Genomic DNA, 23,231 nt, shown 5'->3' with positions numbered 1-23,231 from the left:
CATCTGGCATTACTTTAAATAATGAGACTTATCCGTGGGAGTGACCTGCGGATAGGTCTTTTTTGTGATATCGCCGAACCTTCCGGAAGGGAAAACAACAAAAGGAGACAAATATATGGGAATTGCAGAACTTTTTCTGATGGCAGTAGGATTATCAATGGATGCCTTTGCAGTAGCTGTCTGTAAGGGCCTCGCCATGAAGAAATGTACTTGGACTAAGGCGGGGGTCGTTGGATTGTATTTTGGCGTGTTCCAGGCCGGCATGCCGATGATCGGATATCTTTTGGGAATTCAGTTTAAAAATGTGATCACATCTGTTGATCACTGGATCGCATTTATTCTTTTGGGCATTATTGGAGGAGGGATGCTCAAAGAAGCATTTGAAGATGGAGAATGTAAAGAATGTGGAGAAGCGACAGAAGAAGAGGAATCGCTGGATATCAGAACCATGCTGGGACTTGCGGTAGCTACAAGTATTGATGCGCTTGCAGTAGGGGTTACTTTTGCATTTCTGCAAGTAGAGATCGTGCCGGCAGTCAGCTTCATCGGCGTAACGACCTTTCTTATTTCGGCAGCGGGAGTCAAGGTTGGAAATATCTTTGGCGGACGCTGGCAGAAAGGGGCACAGATCACAGGTGGCGTGATTTTGATTTTGCTTGGCGTGAAAATCCTCATTGAGCATTTGGGACTGATATGATACACTAAAATGACAGGTATTTGACCGATTTGCAAAAGGACGAAATAGAAAAAAGAAGAAAACAATTGAGGTGAAGCTATGAAATGGAATAAATTCCGGTTAAAGACAACGACTGCCGCAGAGGAGATCGTCAGCAGTACTTTGATGGAGTTGGGGATCCAGGGAGTAGAGATTGAGGATAAAATCCCTTTGACTCAGAAAGATAAAGAGCAGATGTTTGTGGATATCCTGCCGGAAACAGCCGAAGATGATGGGATAGCATACATTACGTTTTATCTGGAGGAGGAAGAAGATAAAGACGCTGTACTTCAGAGAGTAAGAGAAGAGCTGGATGATCTGTCGGAATTTCTGGATATCGGTGAGGCGTTCATTGAGGAATCACAGACAGAAGATGTGGACTGGGTAAATAACTGGAAACAGTATTTCCACCAGTTTACGATTGATGATGTGCTGATCATCCCATCCTGGGAGGATGTAAAGCCGGAGGATGAAAACAAAATGATCATTCATATTGATCCGGGAACAGCCTTTGGAACGGGAATGCATGAAACGACGCAGCTTTGTATCCGGCAGATCCGTAAGTATGTCACGCCGGACACAGAGATACTGGACGTGGGGTGCGGAAGCGGAATCCTGGGAATGCTGGCTTTGAAGTTCGGAGCACGGCATAGTGTGGGAACGGATCTTGATCCCTGTGCCATCGATGCCACCCATGAGAATATGGAAGTAAATGGAATTTCCAGAGATCAGTATGAGGTGATGATCGGAAATATTATTGATGATAAGGAAATCCAGGATAAGGTGGGATATGAAAAATATGATATTGTAGCAGCCAATATTCTGGCGGACGTCCTGATCCCTCTGACTCCTGTTATTCTTTCTCACTTAAAGAGCGGGGGAATCTATATCACCAGCGGAATCATAGATGACAAAGAAGAGGCAGTCAAAGAGGCTGTGGAAGCAGCCGGAATGGAAATTCTGGAAATCGGACACCAGGGAGAATGGGTCAGCGTAACAGCGAGGAAGAAATAGATGCAGCATTTTTTTGTGACACCGATGCAGGTGGAAAAGCCCTATATTTATCTGGAAGGTTCTGACGTGAACCATATGAAAAATGTACTTCGGATGAAAAAAGGGGAAAAGGTGGAAATAAGCGATGGGAACAACCGGAAATATGTGTGCGCGGTAGAATGCTATGAAGAAGGGAAGGCGGTCCTTACGATCCTTGAGGAAAAGGAGCTGGATACAGAGCTCAATGCCAGGATCTGCCTGTTCCAGGGTCTGCCAAAGGCAGACAAGATGGAGCTTGTTATCCAGAAAGCGGTAGAACTGGGAGCGGCAGAGATCATTCCTGTAATCACGAAAAGATCAGTAGTAAAGCTGGATGCCAAAAAGGGAGAAAAGAAGGTGCAGCGATGGAATGAGATCGCCAAAAGCGCCGCCAAACAGGCGGGGCGGGGAGTGATTCCCCAGGTTTCCCGGATCGTGTCTTATCAGGAAGCGCTGGAATATGCCGCTGCTTTGGATGTGATCTTATTTCCCTATGAGTTGGCAGAGGGGATCGCTCATTCCAGGGAGGTGATCTCCTCGGTGAAGCAGGGACAGTCTGTGGGCGTGTTTATCGGGCCTGAAGGCGGATTTGAGAAAGAGGAGGCTGATCTTGCAGATAAAAAGGGTGCTGCGACCATTACACTCGGGCGGCGGATTTTAAGAACGGAAACAGCTGCTATTACCGTACTCTCATTGCTGATGTATCACCTGGAATCCTAGAAGCGCATAAGTTAATAGTAAAAATGAATCAATAGATCAGGAGTTGTTGGGAAATGATAGAAGTTTATCTTGATAATTCTGCCACTACCAAAGCGTATGAATGCGTGGGGGATCTTGTAAGAAAGGTCATGTGCGAGGATTATGGAAATCCTTCTTCTATGCATATGAAAGGAGTGGAGGCAGAGCATTATATAAAAGAAGCAAAGGAAATTCTGGCAAAGCTTTTAAAAGTTCAGGAAAAGGAAATTTTCTTTACTTCCGGCGGAACGGAGAGTGACAATCTTGCGCTGATCGGCGCTGCCCGTGCCAATAAGAGAAGGGGAAATCATCTGATCACTACATCCATAGAGCATCCGGCTGTCCTGAATACCATGCGTTATCTGGAAGAGGAGGAAGGCTTCCGGGTGACGTTTCTTCCGGTAGACCGGTTTGGACGGGTGAAACTGTCTGACCTTCAGGAAGCTCTCTGCCCGGAAACGATCCTGGTTTCCGTTATGTATGTAAATAATGAAGTGGGTTCTGTACAGCCGGTAGATGAGGCTGCCGGGATTGTCAAGGCCTACAATAGAGAGATCGTTTTTCATGTGGATGCAGTGCAGGGATTTGGAAAATACAGGATTTATCCGAAAAGGTCCAAGATTGACCTGCTGTCCATCAGTGGGCATAAGATCCATGGGCCGAAGGGAACCGGCGTGCTCTATATTTCAGAAGGAGTGAAGATAAAACCCATTGTCTTTGGCGGGGAGCAGCAGAAAAATATCCGCTCCGGCACGGAAAACGTTCCTGGCATTGCAGGGCTTGCACTTGCGGCAAAGGAAATCTATACAGACCTTGAAGAGAAGGTGGCCCGCATGAGGGAGCTGAAAAAGCATTTTATTGAAGGTGTGACAAAGCTGGAAGATACGACAGTACACGGTCTTTATGATGAGACCAGCGCGCCCCATATCATCAGTGTGGGATTTGCGGGAGTAAGGAGCGAGGTGCTTCTTCACGCGCTGGAAGAAAAGGGAATCTGTGTCTCTTCCGGATCAGCCTGCGCATCTAATCACCCGGCCATCAGCGGTGTGCTTAAAGGTATTGGAGCAGGAAAGGAATATCTGGATGCCACGCTGCGGTTCAGTATGTCAGAGTTTACTACAAGAGAAGAGATTGACTATACACTGGAAACACTATATAATTTAGTACCGGTGCTGCGGCGCTATACGCGAAGATAGCCGTCAGCGAAGGAGAGGGAAGAAAAATGACATTTCATACTTTTTTGATAAAATACGGAGAAATCGGAATTAAGGGAAAGAACCGCTATCTGTTTGAGGATGCGCTTGTCAGACAGATCCGCTATGCACTTCGGGAAGCGGACGGTTCTTTTAAAGTTCACAAGTCAAGAGGCAGAATTTACGTGGACTGCGAGGGAGAGTATGATGCAGATGAAGTGACATCCTGCCTGCAGAAAGTGTTCGGGATCGTCGGTATCTGTCCGGTTGTCTGTGTGGAAGACCGCGGATTTGAGCAGCTCAAGAAGGATGTAGTTGCCTATATGGACGAATTGTATCCAGATAAAAACCTTACTTTTAAAGTAGAAGCGCGAAGAAGCAGAAAGACTTATCCGGTCAATTCCATGGAGATCAACTGCCTGGTGGGAGAGGCGGTTTTGGATGCTTTTCCTGAAATACGGGTCGATGTCCATAAGCCAGATGTCCTGCTCAATATCGAAGTAAGAGAACAGATTTATATTTACTCCAGAATTATACCGGGGCCGGGAGGAATGCCGGTTGGAACAAATGGAAAAGCAATGCTCCTTCTGTCTGGAGGAATTGACAGCCCGGTGGCAGGGTACATGATTGCAAAACGGGGTGTTGCGCTGGAGGCCACTTATTTCCATGCACCTCCGTATACCAGTGAAAGGGCAAAGCAAAAAGTGGTGGATCTGGCCAGGATCGTTGCATCCTATGCGGGTCCCATTAAGCTTCATGTGGTAAACTTTACAGATATTCAGCTCTATATTTATGATCAGTGTCCCCATGAGGAACTGACCATTATTATGCGGCGTTATATGATGAAAATTGCAGAGCGTTTTGCGAAGGAAGACGGGTGCCTTGGCATGATCACAGGAGAGAGTATCGGACAGGTGGCAAGTCAGACTATGCAGAGCCTTGCGGCGACAAATGAGGTATGTACGCTTCCGGTTTATCGTCCGCTGATCGGTTTCGACAAGAGAGAGATTGTGGAAGTGTCGGAAAAGATCGGATCTTATGAGACCTCTATTCAGCCTTTTGAAGACTGCTGTACGATTTTTGTGGCAAAGCATCCTGTGACAAAGCCTAATATCAATGTAATTCACAAGTCAGAGGAAAATCTGACAGAGAAGATTGATGAGCTTGTGGAGCAGGCTGTTCGTTCTGTGGAAGTGATTGAAGTTCAGTAAAAAATACGCCGGAATGTCAGAGCATTTCGGCGTATCTGTTATTTTATGTTTGTCTATATGATATTCGGTGCAGTACCAATCGGTCTATACAAGGTATGGTTTCAGAACTTCCAGGATTTCAGCTACATCACTGTCATTGTCGGCATGAATATTCAGGTCGATTGCCTTGGACAGGTCCAGGCTGAAAATACCCATGATAGATTTGGCATCAATTACATATCTGCCGGATACTAAATCGAAATCATAGTCAAATTTTGTAATATCATTTACAAAAGATTTTACTTTGTCAATTGAGTTTAAAGAAATTTGTACTGTTTTCATTTGGAAAAACCTCCTTGATTTCTAATTCATTTTCTATAAACATCTTAAGAGGTGCATAGATAAAAGTCAAGGAACAAATTGCCAAAGAATCAGGCTGAAATTCGTTAAAGCATACAACAATTTGTATGAAGCCGTCAGGCAGAGCAGCTTACGATATCATTTATACAAAGCAATATAAGAAAAGAGAGGAAATCAATGAAAAAGGCAGCACTTCACAATTTGGGATGCAAAGTAAACGCATATGAAACAGAAGCGATGCAGGAGATTTTGGAAAAGAGCGGTTATGAGATCGTTTCCTTTCATGATAAAGCCGACGTCTATGTTATTAATACCTGTACAGTAACCAATATGGCAGACCGGAAATCCAGACAGATGATTCACCGGGCAAGAAAAATGAATCCCGATGCGGTTATTGTTGCGGCAGGCTGCTATGTGCAGGCGCGGGGAGATGAGCTGGAGGAAGGGATCGATATCGTGATCGGTAACAACAAAAAGCAGGAGCTTGCCGGAATCCTGGAACACTATTGGCAGGAGAGGGAAAAGAGAGGCAGGCAGACTGCTGTTCAAAAAGAAATTGTAGATATTGGTCATACTTCGGAGTATGAGGAGCTTCATCTGACCCATACGGGAGAACATACCCGCGCATATATCAAAGTACAGGATGGATGCAATCAGTTTTGCTCCTACTGTATTATTCCCTATGCAAGAGGAAGGGTGAGAAGCCGGAAAAGAGAAGATGTGGTTCGGGAAGTAAAAGAGCTGGCAAAAGGCGGATATAAAGAAGTCGTACTGACAGGAATCCATTTGAGCTCTTACGGAATCGATCAGGAGGACAATTTGCTGAATCTGATCCAGGCTGTGCATAAAGTAGAAGGAATACGAAGGATCCGGCTGGGTTCATTGGAACCAAGGATCATTACAGAGGAGTTTGCACGTACTCTGGCAGAACTTCCCAAGATTTGCCCCCACTTTCATCTTTCTTTGCAAAGCGGATGCGACGAAACGCTGAAAAGAATGAACCGGAGATATACCTCTGAAGAATATTATGAAAAATGTTGTCTTCTCCGAAAATATTTTCAGGATCCGGCTCTCACGACAGATGTGATCGTAGGATTCCCGGGAGAAACTGAGGAGGAGTTTGAAAAGTCCAGAGACTTTATTGATAAAGTTAATTTTTATGAGACACATATTTTCAAATATTCCCCCCGTAAAGGGACGAAGGCTGCTGCTATGGACAGGCAGGTCCCGGAGCAAGTAAAAGCAGAACGGAGCAATGCGCTGATCCAACTTAGCCGGAAGAAACAGAACGCTTATGAAGAAAAGCTGATCGGCACCAGCAGGGAAGTGCTTATAGAGGAGTCTGTGCAAAGAGAAGATGGTATTTATCAGGTCGGCTATACTCCGGAATATGTGAAAGTCGGACAAAAAACGCCAGAAAATTTGGCAAATCAGTTGATAAATGTAGAAATTGAGAACCGTTTACAAATAATTCATTGAATTTCAGATGGGAATAGAGTAGAATAAGTATGAAGTATTTTTGGAGGACGTGAATATGAGAGAATTAACAAACACTCAGTTTTTCCAGGTGGAAAGCGGCCCGCAGATTCAGGCCAAGGACATCCTAGAAATAGTGTATAAAGCGCTGAGCGAAAAGGGATATAATCCGGTTAATCAGATTGTGGGTTATATTATGTCCGGAGACCCCACTTATATTACCAGTCACAATGGAGCGAGAAGCCTGATCATGAAAGTGGAGCGTGATGAACTGGTAGAAGAGATGCTCAAGACGTATATTGCGCATCATGATTGGGAATAATTTCTATGAGAATTATGGGACTGGACTATGGTTCCAAGACTGTAGGTGTGGCTGTAAGTGATCCTATGGGTATTACAGCGCAGGCAGTGGAAACCATTTGGAGAAAGGAAGAGAACAAGCTTAGAAAAACATGTGCCCGCATTGAGGAGATTATCCGGGAATATGAGGTGGAGTCCATCGTACTGGGACTTCCCCGGCATATGAATTACGATGTGGGAGAAAGAGCGGAAAAAGCGTTGGAATTTGGTGAGATGCTCCGCCGGCGTACCGGCCTGGAGGTCGTGATGTGGGACGAGCGTCTGACTACAGTGGAAGCGGAACGGACTTTAAAAGAAAGCAAAGTTAGAAGGGAAGACCGCAAGAAGTATGTGGATCAGATTGCGGCTGTTTTTATATTGCAGGGATATCTGGATGCAAACAGACAGAGCGATAAAGGCGGCGCCGAAGATTTACAGAGCTTGTTTTGAGGTGTTAATATGATGGAAAAAATTAAATTTTGTGCAGATGGTGCGGAGGAAGTTGAATTTTACGTACTGGAGCAGACGAGAATTAACGGAACGTCCTATATTCTGGTAACCGATTCAGAAGAAGGCGATGCAGAATGCCTGATTTTGAAGGACAGATCAGAAGATAAAGATACAGACAGCATTTACGAAATTGTGGAGGATGATACAGAGCTGATGGCCGTATCCAAAGTATTTGAGGAACTGCTTGAAGATGTTGAGATTGAAAGGTAGCATACTATGTCTATAAGTCAGGAAAAATTTAAGGAAATGCTGAAAGAAAAGGGACTCAAAGTAACCAATCAAAGGTTGCTTGTGTTACAAGTGCTTGCAGAACATCATGAGCAGCACATGACTGCAGAAGACATTTTTGAACTGGTGAAGGAGGATTATCCGGAGATCGGTCTGGCAACGATATACCGGACGGTTCAGCTTCTGCTGGAAATGCAGCTTGTAGACAGGATCATTTTGGATGATGGATGTGTGCGGTACGAGATAGGGGATTTCTGTGATGAAAGAACGGAACCCCATCATCACCATCACCATCTGATCTGCCGTGACTGTGGGAGCGTAATGGAATTTCGGGATGATCTTCTGGAGAACCTGGAGGATCATATTGAGAAAGAAACAGGCTTCCACGTTATGGATCACGAGCTGAAATTCTATGGGCAGTGCAGAAAATGTCGGGAAAAGCAAAATAACGGAAAATAAACCTATGGAGGTGTAAAGTTGAAAAAAGAAAACAATGGAAAACTGCGTATCATTCCGCTTGGGGGTCTGGAGAAGATCGGAATGAATATTACTGCCTTTGAATACGAAGACAGTATTATTGTGGTGGACTGCGGTCTGGCTTTCCCGGAGGATGATATGCTCGGTATTGATCTGGTCATCCCGGATATTACTTATCTGAAGGATAATATTCAGAAAGTAAAGGGATTTGTCATTACCCATGGACACGAGGATCACATCGGAGCGCTGTCATATGTTTTAAAGGAAATGAATCTTCCCATTTATGCAACAAAACTTACAATGGGTATTATTGAAAAGAAGCTGACAGAGCATAACCTTCTGCGCAGTACACGAAGGAAGGTCGTAAGATTCGGACAGTCTATCAATCTGGGACAGTTCCGGATTGAATTTATCAAGACAAACCACAGCATCCAGGATGCATCTGCCCTTGCCATTTATTCACCGGCAGGGATCGTGGTGCATACCGGAGACTTTAAGGTGGACTATACGCCGGTATTTGGCGATGCTATTGACCTGCAAAGATTCGGAGAGATTGGGAAGAAAGGAGTATTGGCGCTGATGTCAGACAGTACCAATGCCGAGAGACCCGGATTTACACAGTCAGAACGCACAGTAGGTCATACTTTTGACCATCTGTTTGCGGAACACCGCAATACAAGGATTATTATTGCTACATTTGCATCCAACGTGGACCGCGTGCAGCAGATTATTAATTCGGCTTACAAATATGACAGAAAAGTTGTTGTGGAAGGCCGGAGCATGGTAAATATCATTTCTACGGCTCAGGAACTTGGTTATCTGAACGTACCGGATAAAACTCTGATCGAGATTGACCAGCTGAAGAATTATCCGCCGGAGAAGACAGTTCTGATCACCACAGGAAGCCAGGGAGAATCTATGGCCGCGTTATCCAGAATGGCAGCTGATATTCATAAGAAAGTGACGATCATGCCGGGAGATACGGTTATTTTCAGTTCCAATCCTATACCGGGGAATGAAAAGTCTGTATCAAGAGTGATCAATGAACTTTCTGAAAAAGGGGCCAACGTTATTTTCCAGGATGCCCATGTTTCCGGACATGCCTGTCAGGAAGAGTTGAAACTGATCTATTCTCTTGTGAAACCGAAATATGCGGTTCCGATCCACGGGGAATACCGTCACAGAAAGGCAAACGCTTCTCTGGCACAGTCCCTTGGAATCCCGAAAGAGAACATTTTTATGCTGCAGTCCGGCGATGTGCTGGAAGTCAGCGATAAGGAAGCAAAAGTAGTCGATAAAGTACACACAGGAGAAGTGCTGGTAGACGGTCTTGGTGTCGGCGATGTAGGAAATATTGTATTGAGAGATCGTCAGCATCTTGCAGAAGACGGAATCCTGATCGTTGTCATGACGCTGGAGCGGGGAACTAACCAGCTTCTGGCAGGACCGGATATTGTATCACGAGGCTTCGTATATGTCAGAGAATCCGAAGGTCTTATGGAAGATGCAAGAAAAGTGCTGGTGGAGGCGGTGGACAATTGCCTGCATCGGCAAAGAGGCGCTGACTGGAGCAAGATCAAGCTGGTAGTACGTGACACGATGAATGAATTTATCTGGAAACGCACGAAGAGACGCCCGATGATCCTGCCGATTATTATGGATGTTTAATACACTTTGGGACGTAACACTTTTTAAAAGTGTTACGTCCCAAATTAACGTAAGTGGTGGGTAAAACTGCGAATAACCCTGTGTAAAAATGAAATGGAGTATGTGTAAAAGTGATAACGGACGAACGTTTGACAACATTTATCAACTCTCTGGAGAGCCGGGATCTGCCTATTTTGGAGGAAATTGAGCAGGAGGCTCTGGATGCGAATGTGCCGATCATCCGAAAGGAAACCCAAAGCTTTCTGAAGGTATTGCTTCAGATCCATCGGCCCATGCGTATACTGGAAGCCGGAACGGCAGTGGGATTTTCCGCGCTTTTGATGAACGCTTATGCCCCGGAGGGATGTCATATTACTACAATTGAAAATTATGAAAAGCGTATTCCGATCGCGAGGGAAAATTTCCGCCGGGCAGGAAAAGAAGAGGCAATTACCCTGGTAGAGGGGGATGCCCTGGAAGTGATGAAAGGTCTCGAGGGCCCCTTTGATCTTATTTTCATGGACGCGGCAAAAGGACAGTATATTCATTATATGCCGGAGGCGATCCGGCTCTTAAGAAAAGGAGGCCTTTTGGTATCTGATAATGTGCTGCAGGATGGAGATATTCTGGAATCCCGCTTTGCGGTGGAGAGGAGAAACCGGACCATTCACAGCAGAATGAGGGAATATCTGTATGAACTGAAGCACGATGAGAGACTTCTTACTTCCATTGTTCCGCTGGGAGATGGAATTGCGCTGAGTGTAAAGCAATAGACTCAGTATAAAACAGCTGAGTATGAAACAATAATGGAAAGGATAAAGGGAGAAAATGAAGAAAAGACACCCGGAACTGCTGATCCCGGCAAGCAGCCTGGAAGTATTGAAAACAGCAGTTATTTTTGGAGCCGATGCAGTTTATATCGGCGGAGAGGCATTTGGACTGCGTGCGAAAGCAAAGAATTTTTCCCGTTCTGATATGGAAGAGGGGATAAAGTTTGCTCACGAACACGGAGTAAAAGTTTATGTGACAGCCAATATTCTGGCTCACAATGATGATCTGCCGGGAGTGAGGGAATATTTTGAAGAGTTGAAGGAAATGAAGCCCGATGCGCTGATCATTGCCGATCCGGCCATTTTCGATATTGCAGGAGAAATCTGTCCTGAAATCGAGCGGCATATCAGCACTCAGGCCAACAATACGAATTATGGAACATATAATTTCTGGTGGCGCCTGGGGGCAAAGAGGGTGGTGTCGGCGAGGGAGCTGTCTCTGGAAGAAATCAAGGAGATCCGCCGCAATATTCCGGAAGAGATGGAAATTGAAAGTTTTGTGCACGGCGCTATGTGTATTTCCTATTCCGGAAGATGTCTTCTGAGCAATTTCTTCACAGGAAGAGATGCAAACCACGGAGCCTGCACCCATCCCTGCAGATGGAAGTATTCTGTCATGGAGGAGACAAGACCTGGCGAATATATGCCGGTTTATGAAAATGAAAGAGGTACGTTTATCTTTAACTCCAAGGATCTGTGCATGATCGAGCATATCCCGGAATTGATCGACGCCGGTATAGACAGTCTGAAAATTGAAGGGCGCATGAAAACAGCCCTCTATGTAGCTACAGTGGCAAGAACATACCGCCGGGCTATTGACGACTACCAGAAAGATCCGGAGCTTTATCGGAAAAATATGCCCTGGTATCTGGAACAGATCATAGGCTGTACATACCGGCAGTTTACCACGGGATTTTATTTTGGAAAACCGGATGAGACAAGCCAGATATATGACAACAATACTTACGCAAAAGATTATACCTATCTTGGAATCATAGGAGAAGAAAAGGACGGATTGTACCGGATTGAACAGAGAAATAAATTTTCTGTGGGGGAACAGATTGAGATCATGAAGCCGGACGGAACAAATGCAGAGGTAAAGGTGAAGAGGATTCTTGATGAAGATGGAAACGAACAGGAGAGCGCGCCTCATCCGAAGCAGGTTCTGTATGTGGATCTGGGAGAAAAAGCGGATCGGTATGATATTTTAAGAAGAAAAGAAATAGAATAAAGTGCAGGAAGCTGCGGGCAGATCAAAAATAGGCCCGCAGCTTTTCTATTGCACTCTTTTCGATTCTGGAAACGTAAGAACGAGAGATACCAAGCTGTCTGGCAATCTCCCGCTGTGTGTATTCTTCTTCGTTATATAAACCATATCTCATTTTCAGGACCAGACGTTCCCGTGGAGAGAGGACGGATTCCACTTTAGAGTACAGAAGCCGGATATCGTCTCCCAGCATAACTTTCTCATGGGCATCATCATTTTGTGATTCAATGATGTCAAAAAGCTGGATTTCATTGCCCTCCCGATCTGTTCCGATGGGTTCATAGAGAGAGATTTCTTTTGAAGATTTTTTCTTCGTTCTTAAATACATCAAAATTTCATTTTCGATACACCTTGCCGCATAAGTTCCGAGGCGTACAGATTTGTCAGGATTGAAAGTAACGACCGCTTTGATCAGCCCGATGGTGCCGATGGAGAGAAGATCTTCTGTGTCCTCATCTGCAGTCTGGTATTTGCGGACGATGTGCGCGACCAGGCGCAGGTTTCTCACAATAAGGATGTGTTTGGCTTCCAGGTCTCCTTCCGTATATTTCTGCAGGTAGTATTGCTCTTCAGCGGCTGTTAGAGGAGAAGGAAAGGATTTCAATAGAAGCACCTCTTAGCGTAGTTAATTACAGTCTATGTGAAAACAGGCTGATTCGTGCTTTTCCATGTGCAAATATCTCTTTTGTCCAAGAAAACAGCAACATGGGAATTTGAGTTGACAAGTTTACGTAAATAATATATTATGTGGACTATAAAAGGCAACATAAATGATAAAAAAGTTCTGTTTCGATCAATTTCAATTCAGGCAGTCTGCCTGAAGAAACAATCTCACATGTCAAATGAAAAAGGAGGAATATGATGAGTGTAGGTACGGTATATTCCGCAGCTCTCCAGGGACTTGAAGTAAAATTTGTACAGGTGGAGGCAGATCTAAGCACCGGACTCCCCATGTTTCATATGGTGGGGTATCTTGCGGCAGAGGTGAAGGAAGCCGGAGAAAGAGTAAGGACAGCTATCCGAAATTCCGGCATTACTTTTCCGCCCAAAAGAACGGTGATCAATCTGTCTCCCGGAAATATAAGAAAGAGAGGTTCTTCTTTTGACCTTGCAATCGCATTGTCTATCCTGGTGTCTCTGGGGGAAATTCCCATCTCGGTACTGGAATCTGCAGTTGTTGTAGGAGAGCTGGGGCTTGACGGTTCTATCCGTCAGGTGGCGGGAGTGCTTCCTATTGTGTGGGAAGCGAGAGAACAGGGGATGAAGATGTGCCTGATTCCTGTAGAAAACAGAGAGGAAGCAGCTTTAGTAGACGGGATCCGCATTTATGCATTCCGGACGCTCCGAGAATTGTGGGAAACACTGTCCGGCGGTATTGTGCCCCAAAAGAGTAGGAGAAGCAAAATAACTGCAGAAAGGACAGAGAAGGAATCCTCCCTGGATTTTGCAGATGTAAAAGGGCAAAAAGGTGTAAAGCGTGCAGCAGAAATTGCAGTAAGCGGCGGGCATAATCTTTTGATGATCGGACCGCCGGGAAGCGGAAAATCTATGATCGCAAGCCGCGTTTCTACCATACTTCCCCCTCTGACCGAAAAAGAGAGCATTGAGCTGACGAAAATATACAGCGTACAGGGACTTTTGCAAAATGAGTTCCCGCTTATAACAAAGCGACCTTTCCGGGAGGTGCATCATACAGTGACAAAGGCGGCGCTGATCGGAGGCGGCCAGTATCCTGTGCCTGGAGAAATCACTATGGCAGATAAGGGAGTTCTGTTTCTGGATGAGCTGACAGAGTTTGCAAGACCGGTACTTGAAGTGCTCCGTCAGCCTCTGGAAGAAAAAAGGATACGGCTGGTGAGAAAACAGGGAGTGTATATATTTCCTGCTGATTTTATGCTGGTTGCAGCAATGAACCCCTGTCCCTGCGGATACTATCCGGATTTGTCAAGGTGCAGCTGTACTTCCGGTCAGATCCAGCAGTATCTGGGGAAAATCAGCCAACCGCTGCTTAGCCGTATTGACCTTTGCATTGACTCGCCGGGACTGGATTACGGTACGCTGAAATCTTCATCAAAAGAGGAATCCTCTGCAGAGATCAGAGCCCGGGTATGTGAGGCCCGGGAACGTCAGAGGAGAAGATACAAAGAGGAGGATTTTCTTGTCAACGCCCTGATTCCGGCATCCAGGATCTCTTTATACTGCTCTTTGGGAGCGGAGGAAGAAAGAGTGATAAAAGAAGCGTTTACAAGGATCGGGCTGACGGCGCGTACTTATCACAAAACACTGAAGGTGGCAAGAACCATTGCGGATCTTGCGGGACAGGAGAAGATTGGCGTAAGACATTTAAGAGAGGCAATCGCCTATCGTATGCCGGATCAAAGATACTGGGGGAATCTGAAATGAAATATGAATACTGGTTTGCTTCGATCCGGGGACTTTCACATCAGAAAAAGAGAAGGCTGCGGGATGCAGCGGGCAGTGGGGAAGCCATATATTATATAGAAGAAAGCTTGCTGAAAAAGCAGGAATACCTGACAGAAAATGACAGAAAAACCATCGGATTTTGTCAGAAAAACAGCAAAGTGGGAGAAGAGTATGAAAGATTTTTGGAGAAAAATATAAAGTTTATCCCTTATTTTGATCCGGCTTATCCGCAGAGAATGAAAGACTTGAATGACCAGCCTTATGCTTTGTTTGTCAGGGGAAATCTGCCAAAAGAAGACAGAGTGTCGGCAGCAATTGTAGGTGCCAGACAGTGCAGTGCTTATGGAGAAAGGCAGGCAATCGCTTTTGCGGAACTCCTTGCAGGGGCGGGAGTACAGATCATCAGCGGGATGGCAAGGGGGATAGATGGGGCGGCAGGAAGAGGGGCAATAAATGCAGATGGATGCACATATGCTGTATTGGGATCTGGCGTGGATGTATGCTATCCGCGGGAGAACAGGGGACTTTATGTTGATATACAAAAATCAGGAGGAATCTTATCGGAGCAGCTTCCCGGCAGTCCGCCTCTTCAGGGGAATTTCCCCAGAAGAAATCGGATCATCAGCGCTCTTTCGGAGCTTGTACTTGTCATGGAAGCAAGAGAAAAGAGCGGTTCGCTGATTACAGCAGATTTTGCATTGGAACAGGGAAAGGAGGTGTATGCGCTTCCGGGACCGGTGACAAGTCCTTTGAGCCGGGGATGCAATGCTTTGATCCGGCAGGGAGCGGGGATATTGATTTCAGCGGAAGACTTTGTGGAGGAGATGAAAACAATGGGCTATTTAAGGAAGAATTTCGCTAAAAAATCAGACAAAAATAAAAAAATGCTTGAAAGCACCGAAAATATATTGTATAGTTGTCTCGATTTGTTTCCCAAGGGAGTTCATCAGCTCATAGAAGAAACAGGATTGGAACCGTTTCAGGTTATGGAAACGCTGGTGGCTTTGGAATTAAAAGGATACATTCAGGAAATTTCGAAAAATTATTATATCCGTTCAGAATAAGAAACGCAGAAGGTATTGGAGGAAAAAAGTATGGCTCATTATCTTGTTATTGTAGAGTCTCCTGCAAAAGTAAAAACAATAAAAAAGTTTTTGGGAAGTAATTATACAGTTATGGCTTCCAACGGTCATGTGCGGGATCTCCCAAAAAGTCAGCTTGGAATCGATGTGGAGCATGATTATGAACCGAAATATATTACCATCCGCGGGAAGGGGGATATCCTTGCCAGCCTTCGCAAGGAAGTAAAAAAAGCGGATAAAGTTTATCTTGCAACCGACCCTGACCGTGAAGGGGAAGCGATTTCCTGGCATTTGTGTAAAGCATTGAAACTGGAAGATAAAAAGACATATAGGATCAGCTTTAACGAGATCACTAAAAATGCAGTAAAAGCATCCATTAAAAATGCAAGAGAGATTGATATGGATCTTGTAGACGCCCAGCAGGCCCGGCGGGCGCTGGATCGTGTCGTTGGATATAAGATCAGTCCTCTTTTGTGGGCGAAAGTAAAGAGGGGATTAAGCGCCGGACGTGTACAGTCTGTGGCTCTTCGGATCATCGCAGACCGGGAGGAAGAGATCAATGCCTTTATTCCCGAAGAATATTGGACTCTGGATGCCGTCTTAAAAGTAAAGGGTGAGAGGAAGCCTCTGACAGCTAAATTCTATGGGACTGAAAAACAAAAAATGACGATTCGTTCTGAAAGCGAGCTGAACCAGATAGTAAAAGAGCTGGAGGGAGCAGACTATCAGGTGGCAGATATCAAAAAAGGAGAGCGCTACAAAAAAGCTCCGGTGCCTTTCACTACCAGTACCATGCAGCAGGAGGCATCGAAAGTGCTGAACTTTGCTACGCAGAAAACGATGCGTATTGCACAGCAGCTTTATGAAGGAATCGATATTAAAGGAAACGGAACAGTGGGTCTTATCACTTATCTGCGTACAGACTCCACCCGTGTTTCCGATGAGGCAGAAGCCAGTGTAAGGGAGTACATCTCGGGAAATTACGGAAGTGAATTTGTCGCTTCCGGTGCAGCGGGAAAGGAAAATGGAAAGAACATACAGGATGCCCATGAGGCTATTCGTCCTACAGATGTAACAAGAACTCCGGCTGCTGTGAAAGAATCTTTGAGCAGAGATCAGTTCCGCCTGTATCAGTTGATCTGGAAGAGATTTGTCGCCAGCAGGATGAAACCGGCAAAATATGAGACAACATCTGTCAGAATTGCGGCGGGAGATTACCGTTTTCAGGTTGCGGCTTCTAAGATTGTTTTTGAAGGATTCCGCACAGTTTACACAGAAGCAGATGAGGAAAAAGAAGAAACCAATGTGCTCTTGAAGGGACTGGATAAAGATTCTGTCCTGAATTGGGAAAAATTTGACACAAAACAGCATTTTACCCAGCCGCCGGCACATTATACGGAAGCTTCCCTTGTAAAGACACTGGAAGAGCTTGGAATCGGGCGCCCCAGTACTTATGCCCCCACGATTTCTACAATTATAGCCAGAAGATATGTAGCAAAGGAAAACAGGAATCTTTACCTGACGGAGATCGGAGAGGTAGTGAACAATATTATGAAGCAGTCCTTTCCGGCCATTGTAGATGTGAATTTTACGGCAAACATGGAAGGCCTTCTTGATAAAGTTGCAGAAGGAAAAGTTGCATGGAAAACAGTAATTGAAAATTTTTACCCTGATCTGGAAGAAGCGGTAAAGATTGCAGAAAAAGAGCAGGAAAGCGTCAAGATTGAAGATGAAGTCACAGATGTGATCTGTGAAGAATGCGGACGGAATATGGTGATCAAGTATGGACCTCACGGAAGATTTCTTGCCTGCCCCGGATTTCCGGAGTGCCGCAATACGAAGCCCTATCTGGAAAAGATCGGAGTGAAATGTCCCAAATGTGGGAAAGATATTGTCCTTAGAAAAACGAAAAAAGGAAGAAAATATTACGGATGTGAAGATAATCCGGATTGTGATTTTATGTCCTGGCAGAAGCCGTCAGAGCAGAAATGTTCAAAATGCGGCGGTTACATGGTAGAAAAGGGAAGTAAACTTGTCTGTATGAATGAAAAATGCGGATATGTAGAAGCAAAAAAAGCAAAAGATAATTAAGAAAATTTCGCATAATCATTGTAATTTCCAGAATTGTATGATAATATAATGTTCAAAGGATGGAGGATGCTTATGAGTGTACAATTATTAGATAAAACAAGAAAAATCAATAAATTACTGCACAACAATAACTCCAGCAAAGTAGTTTTCAATGACATCTGTGAAGTGTTGACAGAAATATTGGATTCCAATGTATTGGTAATCAGTAAAAAAGGAAAAGTTCTTGGAGCCAGCAGATGCAGTGGTGTAGGTGTGATCACAGAATTGATCAAAGGTGAAGTGGGCTGCCACATTGATGAAATGCTCAATGAGAGGCTTTTGAATATCCTGTCTACTAAGGAAAATGTAAATTTGGAAACTCTGGGATTTTCCCCGGAGGCAGCAAAAGGATATCAGGCGATCATCACTCCCATTGATATTGCCGGAGAGAGGCTTGGAACATTATTTATCTACAAACAGAATGCCGGCTATGAAATTGATGATATTATTTTAAGTGAGTATGGAACAACAGTAGTAGGCTTGGAAATGCTTCGTTCTGTAAACGAAGAAAATGCAGAGGAGACAAGAAAAGAACACATTGTACAGTCAGCCATCAGCACATTGTCCTTCTCGGAGCTGGAAGCGATCATTCATATTTTTGATGAACTGGAAGGAACAGAAGGGATTCTTGTGGCAAGCAAAATTGCAGACCGGGTGGGAATTACCAGATCAGTCATTGTAAATGCACTCCGGAAATTTGAAAGCGCCGGAGTAATCGAATCAAGATCTTCCGGAATGAAAGGTACTTACATTAAAGTAGTGAATGATTATGTTTTCACAGAACTGGAAAAGATCAAAGAAGAAAGAAACAAATAAAAATCAGGACAGCACAAAGCAAAGGGTATCGGGGAACTGATACCCTTCTTTTGAGAAGGAGGACTTTATGTTTGAAAAATGCAGCGCAGTGCTGAAGATGACCAGTGTATTCCTGGAAGACGAACCCCTGGACAGGACAGAGTACACATGCACAGTCAGCAGGTATGATGAGGAAGGTGAACGCATATATCTGGTTATGAACGGAGAAGATATTACAAGGATATCGCTGGATGCAGAATACAGCTGTACCCTTATGGCTGAAGAGGAGCTGGTATGCCAGGGGAGAGTAAAGGAAAGATTTCTTGATAAAAATGGAAGCCAGCTTGTATTTGGCATTGAAAATGGATTTTATAAAAATAATCTAAACTAACAGAAAGTGTGTTGACAAACGAAAAGGAGAGTGCTATTTTATAACTAGAGTTTTTTAGCACTCTCTTTTTATGAGTGCTAACAAAATAGATAGCTTAAAGGAGGAACCATTCATGAAATTAGTACCATTGGGAGACAGAGTTGTATTGAAACAGTTAGTTGCTGAAGAAACAACAAAATCCGGAATTGTTCTGCCGGGACAGAATAAGGAAAAACCGCAGCAGGCAGAAGTTATCGCAGTAGGACCGGGTGGAGTTGTAGACGGCAAAGAAGTAGAAATGCATGTGAAAGAAGGACAGCAGGTTATCTATTCCAAGTATGCTGGTACAGAAGTAGAAGCTGATGAAGAAACATACATCATTGTAAGACAGAGTGATATTCTTGCAGTGATTGAATAGAGATACAAATAAGCTAAGATAGATTACAGATCATAGACATTGAAAATAGAAGAACTAGGAGGAATGTTATCATGGCAAAGGAAATCAAATACGGAGCAGATGCCAGAGCAGCTCTGGAATCAGGAGTAAATCAGCTGGCCGATACAGTCAGAGTGACACTTGGACCAAAAGGAAGAAATGTAGTCCTTGACAAATCTTTCGGAGCTCCGCTTATTACAAACGACGGTGTAACGATCGCAAAAGAAATTGAGCTTGAGGATGCTTTTGAAAACATGGGAGCGCAGCTGATCCGTGAAGTTGCATCTAAGACAAACGATGTTGCCGGAGACGGAACAACAACAGCAACTGTGCTTGCACAGGCTATGGTCCATGAAGGAATGAAGAACCTGGCAGCAGGAGCAAATCCGATCGTTTTGAGAAAAGGAATGAAGAAAGCAACAGAGACAGCGGTAGAAGCGATCCAGAAAATGAGCAGCAAAGTAACAGGAAGAGATCAGATTGCAAGAGTTGCAGCAATTTCCGCAAGCGACGATGAAGTAGGTGAAATGGTCGCAGAGGCAATGGAGAAAGTTTCCAACGACGGTGTTATCACTATCGAGGAATCCAAGACTATGCAGACAGAGCTGGATCTGGTAGAAGGTATGCAGTTTGACCGCGGATATGTATCTGCTTATATGGCAACAGATATGGATAAAATGGAAGCAAATCTGGAAGATCCGTATATTCTGATCACAGATAAGAAGATTTCCAATATCCAGGAGATCCTTCCTCTTCTTGAGCAGATCGTACAGGCAGGAGCAAGACTTCTCATTATTGCTGAAGATGTAGAAGGTGAAGCTCTGACAACTCTTATTGTCAACAAACTGCGTGGAACATTTAATGTGGCAGCGGTAAAAGCTCCGGGATATGGTGACAGAAGAAAAGCAATGCTGGAAGACATTGCAATCCTGACAGGCGGACAGGTAATTTCCGATGAACTTGGGCTGGATCTGAAAGAGACAACAATGGATCAGCTGGGACGTGCAAAGTCTGTAAAAGTTCAGAAAGAAAATACAGTTATTGTAGATGGACTTGGAGATAAAGAAGCAATTGCAGCTCGTGTTGCACAGATCAAAAAGCAGATCGAGGAGACCACTTCTGACTTCGACAGAGAAAAACTTCAGGAAAGACTTGCAAAACTGGCAGGCGGTGTGGCAGTAATCCGTGTCGGAGCAGCAACAGAGACAGAAATGAAAGAAGCAAAACTTCGTATGGAAGATGCTCTTGCAGCTACAAGAGCGGCAGTCGAGGAAGGAATTATTGCCGGAGGCGGATCTGCATATATCCACGCTTCCAAGGAAGTGGCAAAACTTGCTGATACTCTGGAAGGCGACGAGAAGACAGGAGCAAATGTTGTACTGAAAGCTCTGGAAGCTCCATTGTTCCACATTGTTGCAAATGCAGGTCTGGAAGGTGCGGTTATCATCAATAAAGTCAGAGAATCAGAGCCGGGACAGGGATTTGATGCATATACAGAACAGTATGTAGATATGGTAAAAGCCGGAATCCTGGATCCTGCAAAAGTTACAAGAAGCGCTCTGCAGAATGCAACCAGCGTTGCATCTACACTTCTGACAACAGAATCTGTTGTGGCAAATATTAAAGAAGAAACTCCTGCTATGCCGGCAGGCGGCGGTGGAATGGGCATGATGTAATTCCTCGCAGTGCGGAATATAAAAAAAGAATAAAAAAAGAAAACTCTCTGTAAGGGGAGTTTTCTTTTTTTGTCCATTTGTGATACAATATATGTACCCTCTCTTTGTAAGAGATAGATTCCCTTACAAAGAGAAGGTACATATCAATACAAAGCGGAGGAAAAAACAATGAGTGATTTTTATACAGAACAGCTGATAAAGAAACGTACAGACGGGAAGGACATTATGAAAAAGACAGTGCTGATTGCCCTGACGGTAATTTCATTTTTTGCCGCTTTTTTATTTCCGCTTCTTATGCTCCTTCCGGTTATTATGATCGTTGTGGATGTGTTTCTGTTCAGAAAATTGGATGTGGAATATGAATATATCTATATCAATGGTGATCTCGATATTGATAAGATCATGCACAAAGAAAAGAGAAAACACATGTTTTCTGCAAATGTAAAAGATATGGAGATTCTGGCGCCGGAAAATGCTTTCCAACTGAAGGATTTCAGAGAGTCTAAGTTCTATGATTACAGCAGCGGAAATCCGGAGTCCCGGAATAGATATATACTTGTGATCAGTCGTTCAGGAGAGATCACAAAAGTTCTTTTTGAGCCGAAAGAGGAGCTGATAGAAGGAGTTTACCTTCTGGCCCCCAGGAAAGTGATTCGAAAATAATGAAAAAGAATATGTGGAAACCTGTTGACAAAGAACCACAGTATTATGTATGATAGCACATAAACATAAGATGGATGAAGAAAGAGAGGATTTCAACGATGGGAAAAATTATTGGAGAAGGAATTACATTTGATGACGTACTATTGGTACCGGGTTATTCAGAGGTGATTCCAAATCAGGTAGACTTATCGACTGATCTGACAAAGAAGATCAGACTGAATATTCCTATGATGAGTGCAGGGATGGACACTGTAACAGAACACCGTATGGCGATTGCTATGGCAAGACAGGGAGGGATCGGTGTCATCCATAAAAATATGTCCATTGAGCAGCAGGCAGAAGAAGTGGACAAGGTAAAACGTTCAGAGAATGGCGTTATCACAGACCCGTTTTATCTTTCTCCTGAAAATACACTGGCAGATGCAAATGAGCTGATGGCTAAGTTCCGTATTTCCGGTGTGCCGATCACGGAAGGGAAAAAGCTGGTAGGTATCATTACCAACCGTGATCTGAAATTCGAGGAGGATTTTACAAAGAAGATCAAAGAATCCATGACTGCAGAAGGCCTGATCACAGCACCGGAGGGAATTACCCTGGAAGAGGCGAAAAAGATCCTGGCTAAGGCAAGAAAAGAAAAACTTCCTATCGTTGATGAAAACTTTAATTTAAAAGGTCTGATTACCATTAAGGACATTGAGAAACAGATTAAATATCCGCTGTCTGCAAAGGACGGGCAGGGACGCCTTCTGTGCGGCGCAGCGATCGGTATTACGGCAAACTGTCTGGAGAGAGCCCAGGAGCTGGTAAATGCAAAGGTGGATGTGATCGTTATGGACTCCGCTCACGGACACTCTGCAAACGTTCTGCGTACGGTTGATATGGTGAAATCAAAGTTCCCGGATCTTCAGGTGATCGCAGGAAATGTAGCGACCGGAGAGGCCACAGAGGCTTTGATCAAAGCCGGAGTGGATGCTGTGAAGGTGGGAATCGGACCGGGATCTATCTGTACAACCCGTGTTGTTGCAGGAATTGGTGTACCGCAGATTACAGCGGTAATGGACTGCTATGAAGTGGCGGACAAATACGGTATTCCGATTATTGCAGATGGTGGAATCAAGTATTCCGGAGATATGACAAAGGCTATTGCGGCAGGAGCCAATGTATGTATGATGGGAAGCATTTTTGCGGGATGTGACGAAAGCCCGGGAACATTCGAATTGTTCCAGGGAAGAAAATACAAAGTGTACAGAGGTATGGGTTCCATTGCTGCTATGGAAAACGGAAGCAAAGACCGCTACTTCCAGTCTGATGCGAAAAAGCTTGTGCCGGAGGGCGTGGAAGGCCGTGTGGCATATAAGGGAACAGTGGAAGATACAGTGTTCCAGCTTATGGGCGGTCTGCGTTCCGGTATGGGATACTGCGGAACTCCGACTATTGAAGATCTGAAGAAGAATGCAAGATTTATTAAGATTTCCGCTGCATCTTTGAAAGAAAGCCATCCTCATGATATTCATATCACAAAGGAAGCGCCGAACTACAGTGTAGACGAGTAAAGAGAGTTTAGCGGAAACGGCGTATCAATAGAAATATATAAGAAGGAGCAAGGGCAGAGAAATTTGCATTGTTCCTTCTTTTCTTTTTCGCTATAATAAT

At 44.4% G+C, this 23,231-nt stretch carries 24 protein-coding genes; 22 read left to right on the top strand and 2 right to left on the bottom strand.

Features of this window, described 5'->3' with window-relative positions:
- The first annotated feature begins 115 nt into the window (after positions 1-115).
- The 5 genes from WJ238_RS04505 (at position 116) to thiI (ending at position 4,889) form a co-directional block, all read left to right on the top strand.
- A complete protein-coding gene (locus WJ238_RS04505) occupies positions 116-697 on the top strand; it encodes a manganese efflux pump MntP (protein WP_230105696.1) in 582 nt (193 codons plus the stop codon).
- 78 nt (positions 698-775) lie between these two features.
- On the top strand, positions 776-1,729 hold the full coding sequence (gene prmA / locus WJ238_RS04500; RefSeq protein WP_230105697.1) for a 50S ribosomal protein L11 methyltransferase: 954 nt from the start codon (positions 776-778) through the stop codon (positions 1,727-1,729).
- Positions 1,730-2,467, top strand: coding sequence for a 16S rRNA (uracil(1498)-N(3))-methyltransferase (locus tag WJ238_RS04495; RefSeq protein ID WP_316269120.1), 738 nt, complete (start codon positions 1,730-1,732; stop codon positions 2,465-2,467).
- Between the two features lie 56 nt (positions 2,468-2,523).
- Positions 2,524-3,681 carry a cysteine desulfurase family protein gene (locus WJ238_RS04490; RefSeq protein ID WP_230107603.1) on the top strand — a complete coding sequence of 386 codons (1,158 nt, stop codon included), beginning with the start codon at positions 2,524-2,526 and terminating at the stop codon, positions 3,679-3,681.
- Between the two features lie 26 nt (positions 3,682-3,707).
- The gene (gene thiI / locus WJ238_RS04485) at positions 3,708-4,889 is read left to right on the top strand and encodes a tRNA uracil 4-sulfurtransferase ThiI (RefSeq protein ID WP_256193755.1); all 1,182 of its coding nucleotides are present in this window, start codon (positions 3,708-3,710) and stop codon (positions 4,887-4,889) included.
- Positions 4,890-4,973: 84 nt separating this feature from the next.
- Here the strand turns inward: thiI and WJ238_RS04480 are convergent, their stop codons facing one another.
- Complete coding sequence (locus tag WJ238_RS04480; protein WP_230105700.1) at positions 4,974-5,210, bottom strand: HPr family phosphocarrier protein; 237 nt, start codon at positions 5,208-5,210, stop codon at positions 4,974-4,976.
- 195 nt (positions 5,211-5,405) lie between these two features.
- Between WJ238_RS04480 and mtaB the strand changes: the two genes are divergently transcribed.
- The 8 genes from mtaB (at position 5,406) to WJ238_RS04440 (ending at position 11,966) form a co-directional block, all read left to right on the top strand.
- A complete protein-coding gene (gene mtaB, locus WJ238_RS04475) occupies positions 5,406-6,707 on the top strand; it encodes a tRNA (N(6)-L-threonylcarbamoyladenosine(37)-C(2))-methylthiotransferase MtaB (RefSeq protein ID WP_230105701.1) in 1,302 nt (433 codons plus the stop codon).
- Positions 6,708-6,762: 55 nt separating this feature from the next.
- Positions 6,763-7,026, top strand: coding sequence for an IreB family regulatory phosphoprotein (locus WJ238_RS04470; RefSeq protein ID WP_230105702.1), 264 nt, complete (start codon positions 6,763-6,765; stop codon positions 7,024-7,026).
- A gap of 5 nt (positions 7,027-7,031) precedes the next feature.
- A complete protein-coding gene (gene ruvX / locus WJ238_RS04465) occupies positions 7,032-7,493 on the top strand; it encodes a Holliday junction resolvase RuvX (protein WP_230105703.1) in 462 nt (153 codons plus the stop codon).
- A 12-nt stretch (positions 7,494-7,505) separates the two neighbouring features.
- Entirely contained in the window at positions 7,506-7,763 is a 258-nt protein-coding gene (locus WJ238_RS04460; RefSeq protein ID WP_230107604.1) for a DUF1292 domain-containing protein, read from the top strand.
- Positions 7,764-7,769: 6 nt separating this feature from the next.
- The gene (locus WJ238_RS04455; RefSeq protein ID WP_230105704.1) at positions 7,770-8,240 is read left to right on the top strand and encodes a Fur family transcriptional regulator; all 471 of its coding nucleotides are present in this window, start codon (positions 7,770-7,772) and stop codon (positions 8,238-8,240) included.
- 18 nt (positions 8,241-8,258) lie between these two features.
- On the top strand, positions 8,259-9,926 hold the full coding sequence (locus WJ238_RS04450; RefSeq protein ID WP_230105705.1) for a ribonuclease J: 1,668 nt from the start codon (positions 8,259-8,261) through the stop codon (positions 9,924-9,926).
- A gap of 110 nt (positions 9,927-10,036) precedes the next feature.
- On the top strand, positions 10,037-10,678 hold the full coding sequence (locus tag WJ238_RS04445) for an O-methyltransferase (protein ID WP_230105706.1): 642 nt from the start codon (positions 10,037-10,039) through the stop codon (positions 10,676-10,678).
- 55 nt (positions 10,679-10,733) lie between these two features.
- Entirely contained in the window at positions 10,734-11,966 is a 1,233-nt protein-coding gene (locus tag WJ238_RS04440; RefSeq protein WP_230105707.1) for a peptidase U32 family protein, read from the top strand.
- A gap of 22 nt (positions 11,967-11,988) precedes the next feature.
- Here WJ238_RS04440 and sigK read toward each other — a convergent pair whose 3' ends face one another.
- Entirely contained in the window at positions 11,989-12,606 is a 618-nt protein-coding gene (gene sigK, locus WJ238_RS04435; RefSeq protein WP_524536988.1) for an RNA polymerase sporulation sigma factor SigK, read from the bottom strand.
- A gap of 257 nt (positions 12,607-12,863) precedes the next feature.
- On the opposite strand from sigK, the gene WJ238_RS04430 reads away from it, so the two are divergent.
- The 9 genes from WJ238_RS04430 (at position 12,864) to guaB (ending at position 23,131) form a co-directional block, all read left to right on the top strand.
- A complete protein-coding gene (locus tag WJ238_RS04430; RefSeq protein WP_230105709.1) occupies positions 12,864-14,405 on the top strand; it encodes a YifB family Mg chelatase-like AAA ATPase in 1,542 nt (513 codons plus the stop codon).
- Positions 14,402-15,490 (top strand): DNA-processing protein DprA, encoded by a 1,089-nt coding sequence (gene dprA / locus WJ238_RS04425; protein ID WP_230105710.1) that lies wholly within the window; start codon positions 14,402-14,404, stop codon positions 15,488-15,490. The genes WJ238_RS04430 and dprA overlap by 4 nt, the downstream gene beginning before the upstream one ends.
- Before the next feature lie 30 nt (positions 15,491-15,520).
- The gene (gene topA / locus WJ238_RS04420; RefSeq protein ID WP_230105711.1) at positions 15,521-17,599 is read left to right on the top strand and encodes a type I DNA topoisomerase; all 2,079 of its coding nucleotides are present in this window, start codon (positions 15,521-15,523) and stop codon (positions 17,597-17,599) included.
- Between the two features lie 72 nt (positions 17,600-17,671).
- Positions 17,672-18,454, top strand: a complete 783-nt coding sequence (gene codY / locus WJ238_RS04415) for a GTP-sensing pleiotropic transcriptional regulator CodY (RefSeq protein ID WP_230105712.1) — start codon at positions 17,672-17,674, stop codon at positions 18,452-18,454.
- 67 nt (positions 18,455-18,521) lie between these two features.
- Positions 18,522-18,824 carry a hypothetical protein gene (locus WJ238_RS04410; protein ID WP_230105713.1) on the top strand — a complete coding sequence of 101 codons (303 nt, stop codon included), beginning with the start codon at positions 18,522-18,524 and terminating at the stop codon, positions 18,822-18,824.
- Positions 18,825-18,936: 112 nt separating this feature from the next.
- Entirely contained in the window at positions 18,937-19,221 is a 285-nt protein-coding gene (locus tag WJ238_RS04405) for a co-chaperone GroES (protein WP_230105714.1), read from the top strand.
- A gap of 71 nt (positions 19,222-19,292) precedes the next feature.
- Positions 19,293-20,915 (top strand): chaperonin GroEL, encoded by a 1,623-nt coding sequence (gene groL, locus WJ238_RS04400; protein WP_230105715.1) that lies wholly within the window; start codon positions 19,293-19,295, stop codon positions 20,913-20,915.
- Positions 20,916-21,083: 168 nt separating this feature from the next.
- Positions 21,084-21,578: a DUF6106 family protein gene (locus WJ238_RS04395; RefSeq protein ID WP_230105716.1), complete on the top strand. Its 495-nt coding sequence runs from the start codon at positions 21,084-21,086 to the stop codon at positions 21,576-21,578.
- A gap of 98 nt (positions 21,579-21,676) precedes the next feature.
- The gene (gene guaB / locus WJ238_RS04390) at positions 21,677-23,131 is read left to right on the top strand and encodes an IMP dehydrogenase (protein ID WP_230105717.1); all 1,455 of its coding nucleotides are present in this window, start codon (positions 21,677-21,679) and stop codon (positions 23,129-23,131) included.
- Positions 23,132-23,231 lie beyond the last annotated feature (100 nt).

The sequence above is a fragment of the Claveliimonas sp. genome (genome assembly GCF_037273965.1).
GTDB lineage: Bacteria > Bacillota > Clostridia > Lachnospirales > Lachnospiraceae > Claveliimonas > Claveliimonas bilis.
The sequence above is the reverse complement of the archived record's forward strand: the minus strand, read 5'-3'. Positions and strand labels throughout refer to the sequence as shown.

Coding starts and splice junctions, on each gene's coding strand:
- WJ238_RS04505 (WP_230105696.1), top strand. CDS start 116: ATGGGAATTGCAGAACTTTTTCTGATGGCAGTAGGATTATCAATGGAT.
- prmA (WP_230105697.1), top strand. CDS start 776: ATGAAATGGAATAAATTCCGGTTAAAGACAACGACTGCCGCAGAGGAG.
- WJ238_RS04495 (WP_316269120.1), top strand. CDS start 1,730: ATGCAGCATTTTTTTGTGACACCGATGCAGGTGGAAAAGCCCTATATT.
- thiI (WP_256193755.1), top strand. CDS start 3,708: ATGACATTTCATACTTTTTTGATAAAATACGGAGAAATCGGAATTAAG.
- WJ238_RS04480 (WP_230105700.1), bottom strand. CDS start 5,210: ATGAAAACAGTACAAATTTCTTTAAACTCAATTGACAAAGTAAAATCT.
- mtaB (WP_230105701.1), top strand. CDS start 5,406: ATGAAAAAGGCAGCACTTCACAATTTGGGATGCAAAGTAAACGCATAT.
- WJ238_RS04470 (WP_230105702.1), top strand. CDS start 6,763: ATGAGAGAATTAACAAACACTCAGTTTTTCCAGGTGGAAAGCGGCCCG.
- ruvX (WP_230105703.1), top strand. CDS start 7,032: ATGAGAATTATGGGACTGGACTATGGTTCCAAGACTGTAGGTGTGGCT.
- WJ238_RS04460 (WP_230107604.1), top strand. CDS start 7,506: ATGGAAAAAATTAAATTTTGTGCAGATGGTGCGGAGGAAGTTGAATTT.
- WJ238_RS04455 (WP_230105704.1), top strand. CDS start 7,770: ATGTCTATAAGTCAGGAAAAATTTAAGGAAATGCTGAAAGAAAAGGGA.
- WJ238_RS04440 (WP_230105707.1), top strand. CDS start 10,734: ATGAAGAAAAGACACCCGGAACTGCTGATCCCGGCAAGCAGCCTGGAA.
- WJ238_RS04430 (WP_230105709.1), top strand. CDS start 12,864: ATGAGTGTAGGTACGGTATATTCCGCAGCTCTCCAGGGACTTGAAGTA.
- dprA (WP_230105710.1), top strand. CDS start 14,402: ATGAAATATGAATACTGGTTTGCTTCGATCCGGGGACTTTCACATCAG.
- topA (WP_230105711.1), top strand. CDS start 15,521: ATGGCTCATTATCTTGTTATTGTAGAGTCTCCTGCAAAAGTAAAAACA.
- codY (WP_230105712.1), top strand. CDS start 17,672: ATGAGTGTACAATTATTAGATAAAACAAGAAAAATCAATAAATTACTG.
- WJ238_RS04410 (WP_230105713.1), top strand. CDS start 18,522: ATGTTTGAAAAATGCAGCGCAGTGCTGAAGATGACCAGTGTATTCCTG.
- WJ238_RS04405 (WP_230105714.1), top strand. CDS start 18,937: ATGAAATTAGTACCATTGGGAGACAGAGTTGTATTGAAACAGTTAGTT.
- groL (WP_230105715.1), top strand. CDS start 19,293: ATGGCAAAGGAAATCAAATACGGAGCAGATGCCAGAGCAGCTCTGGAA.
- WJ238_RS04395 (WP_230105716.1), top strand. CDS start 21,084: ATGAGTGATTTTTATACAGAACAGCTGATAAAGAAACGTACAGACGGG.
- guaB (WP_230105717.1), top strand. CDS start 21,677: ATGGGAAAAATTATTGGAGAAGGAATTACATTTGATGACGTACTATTG.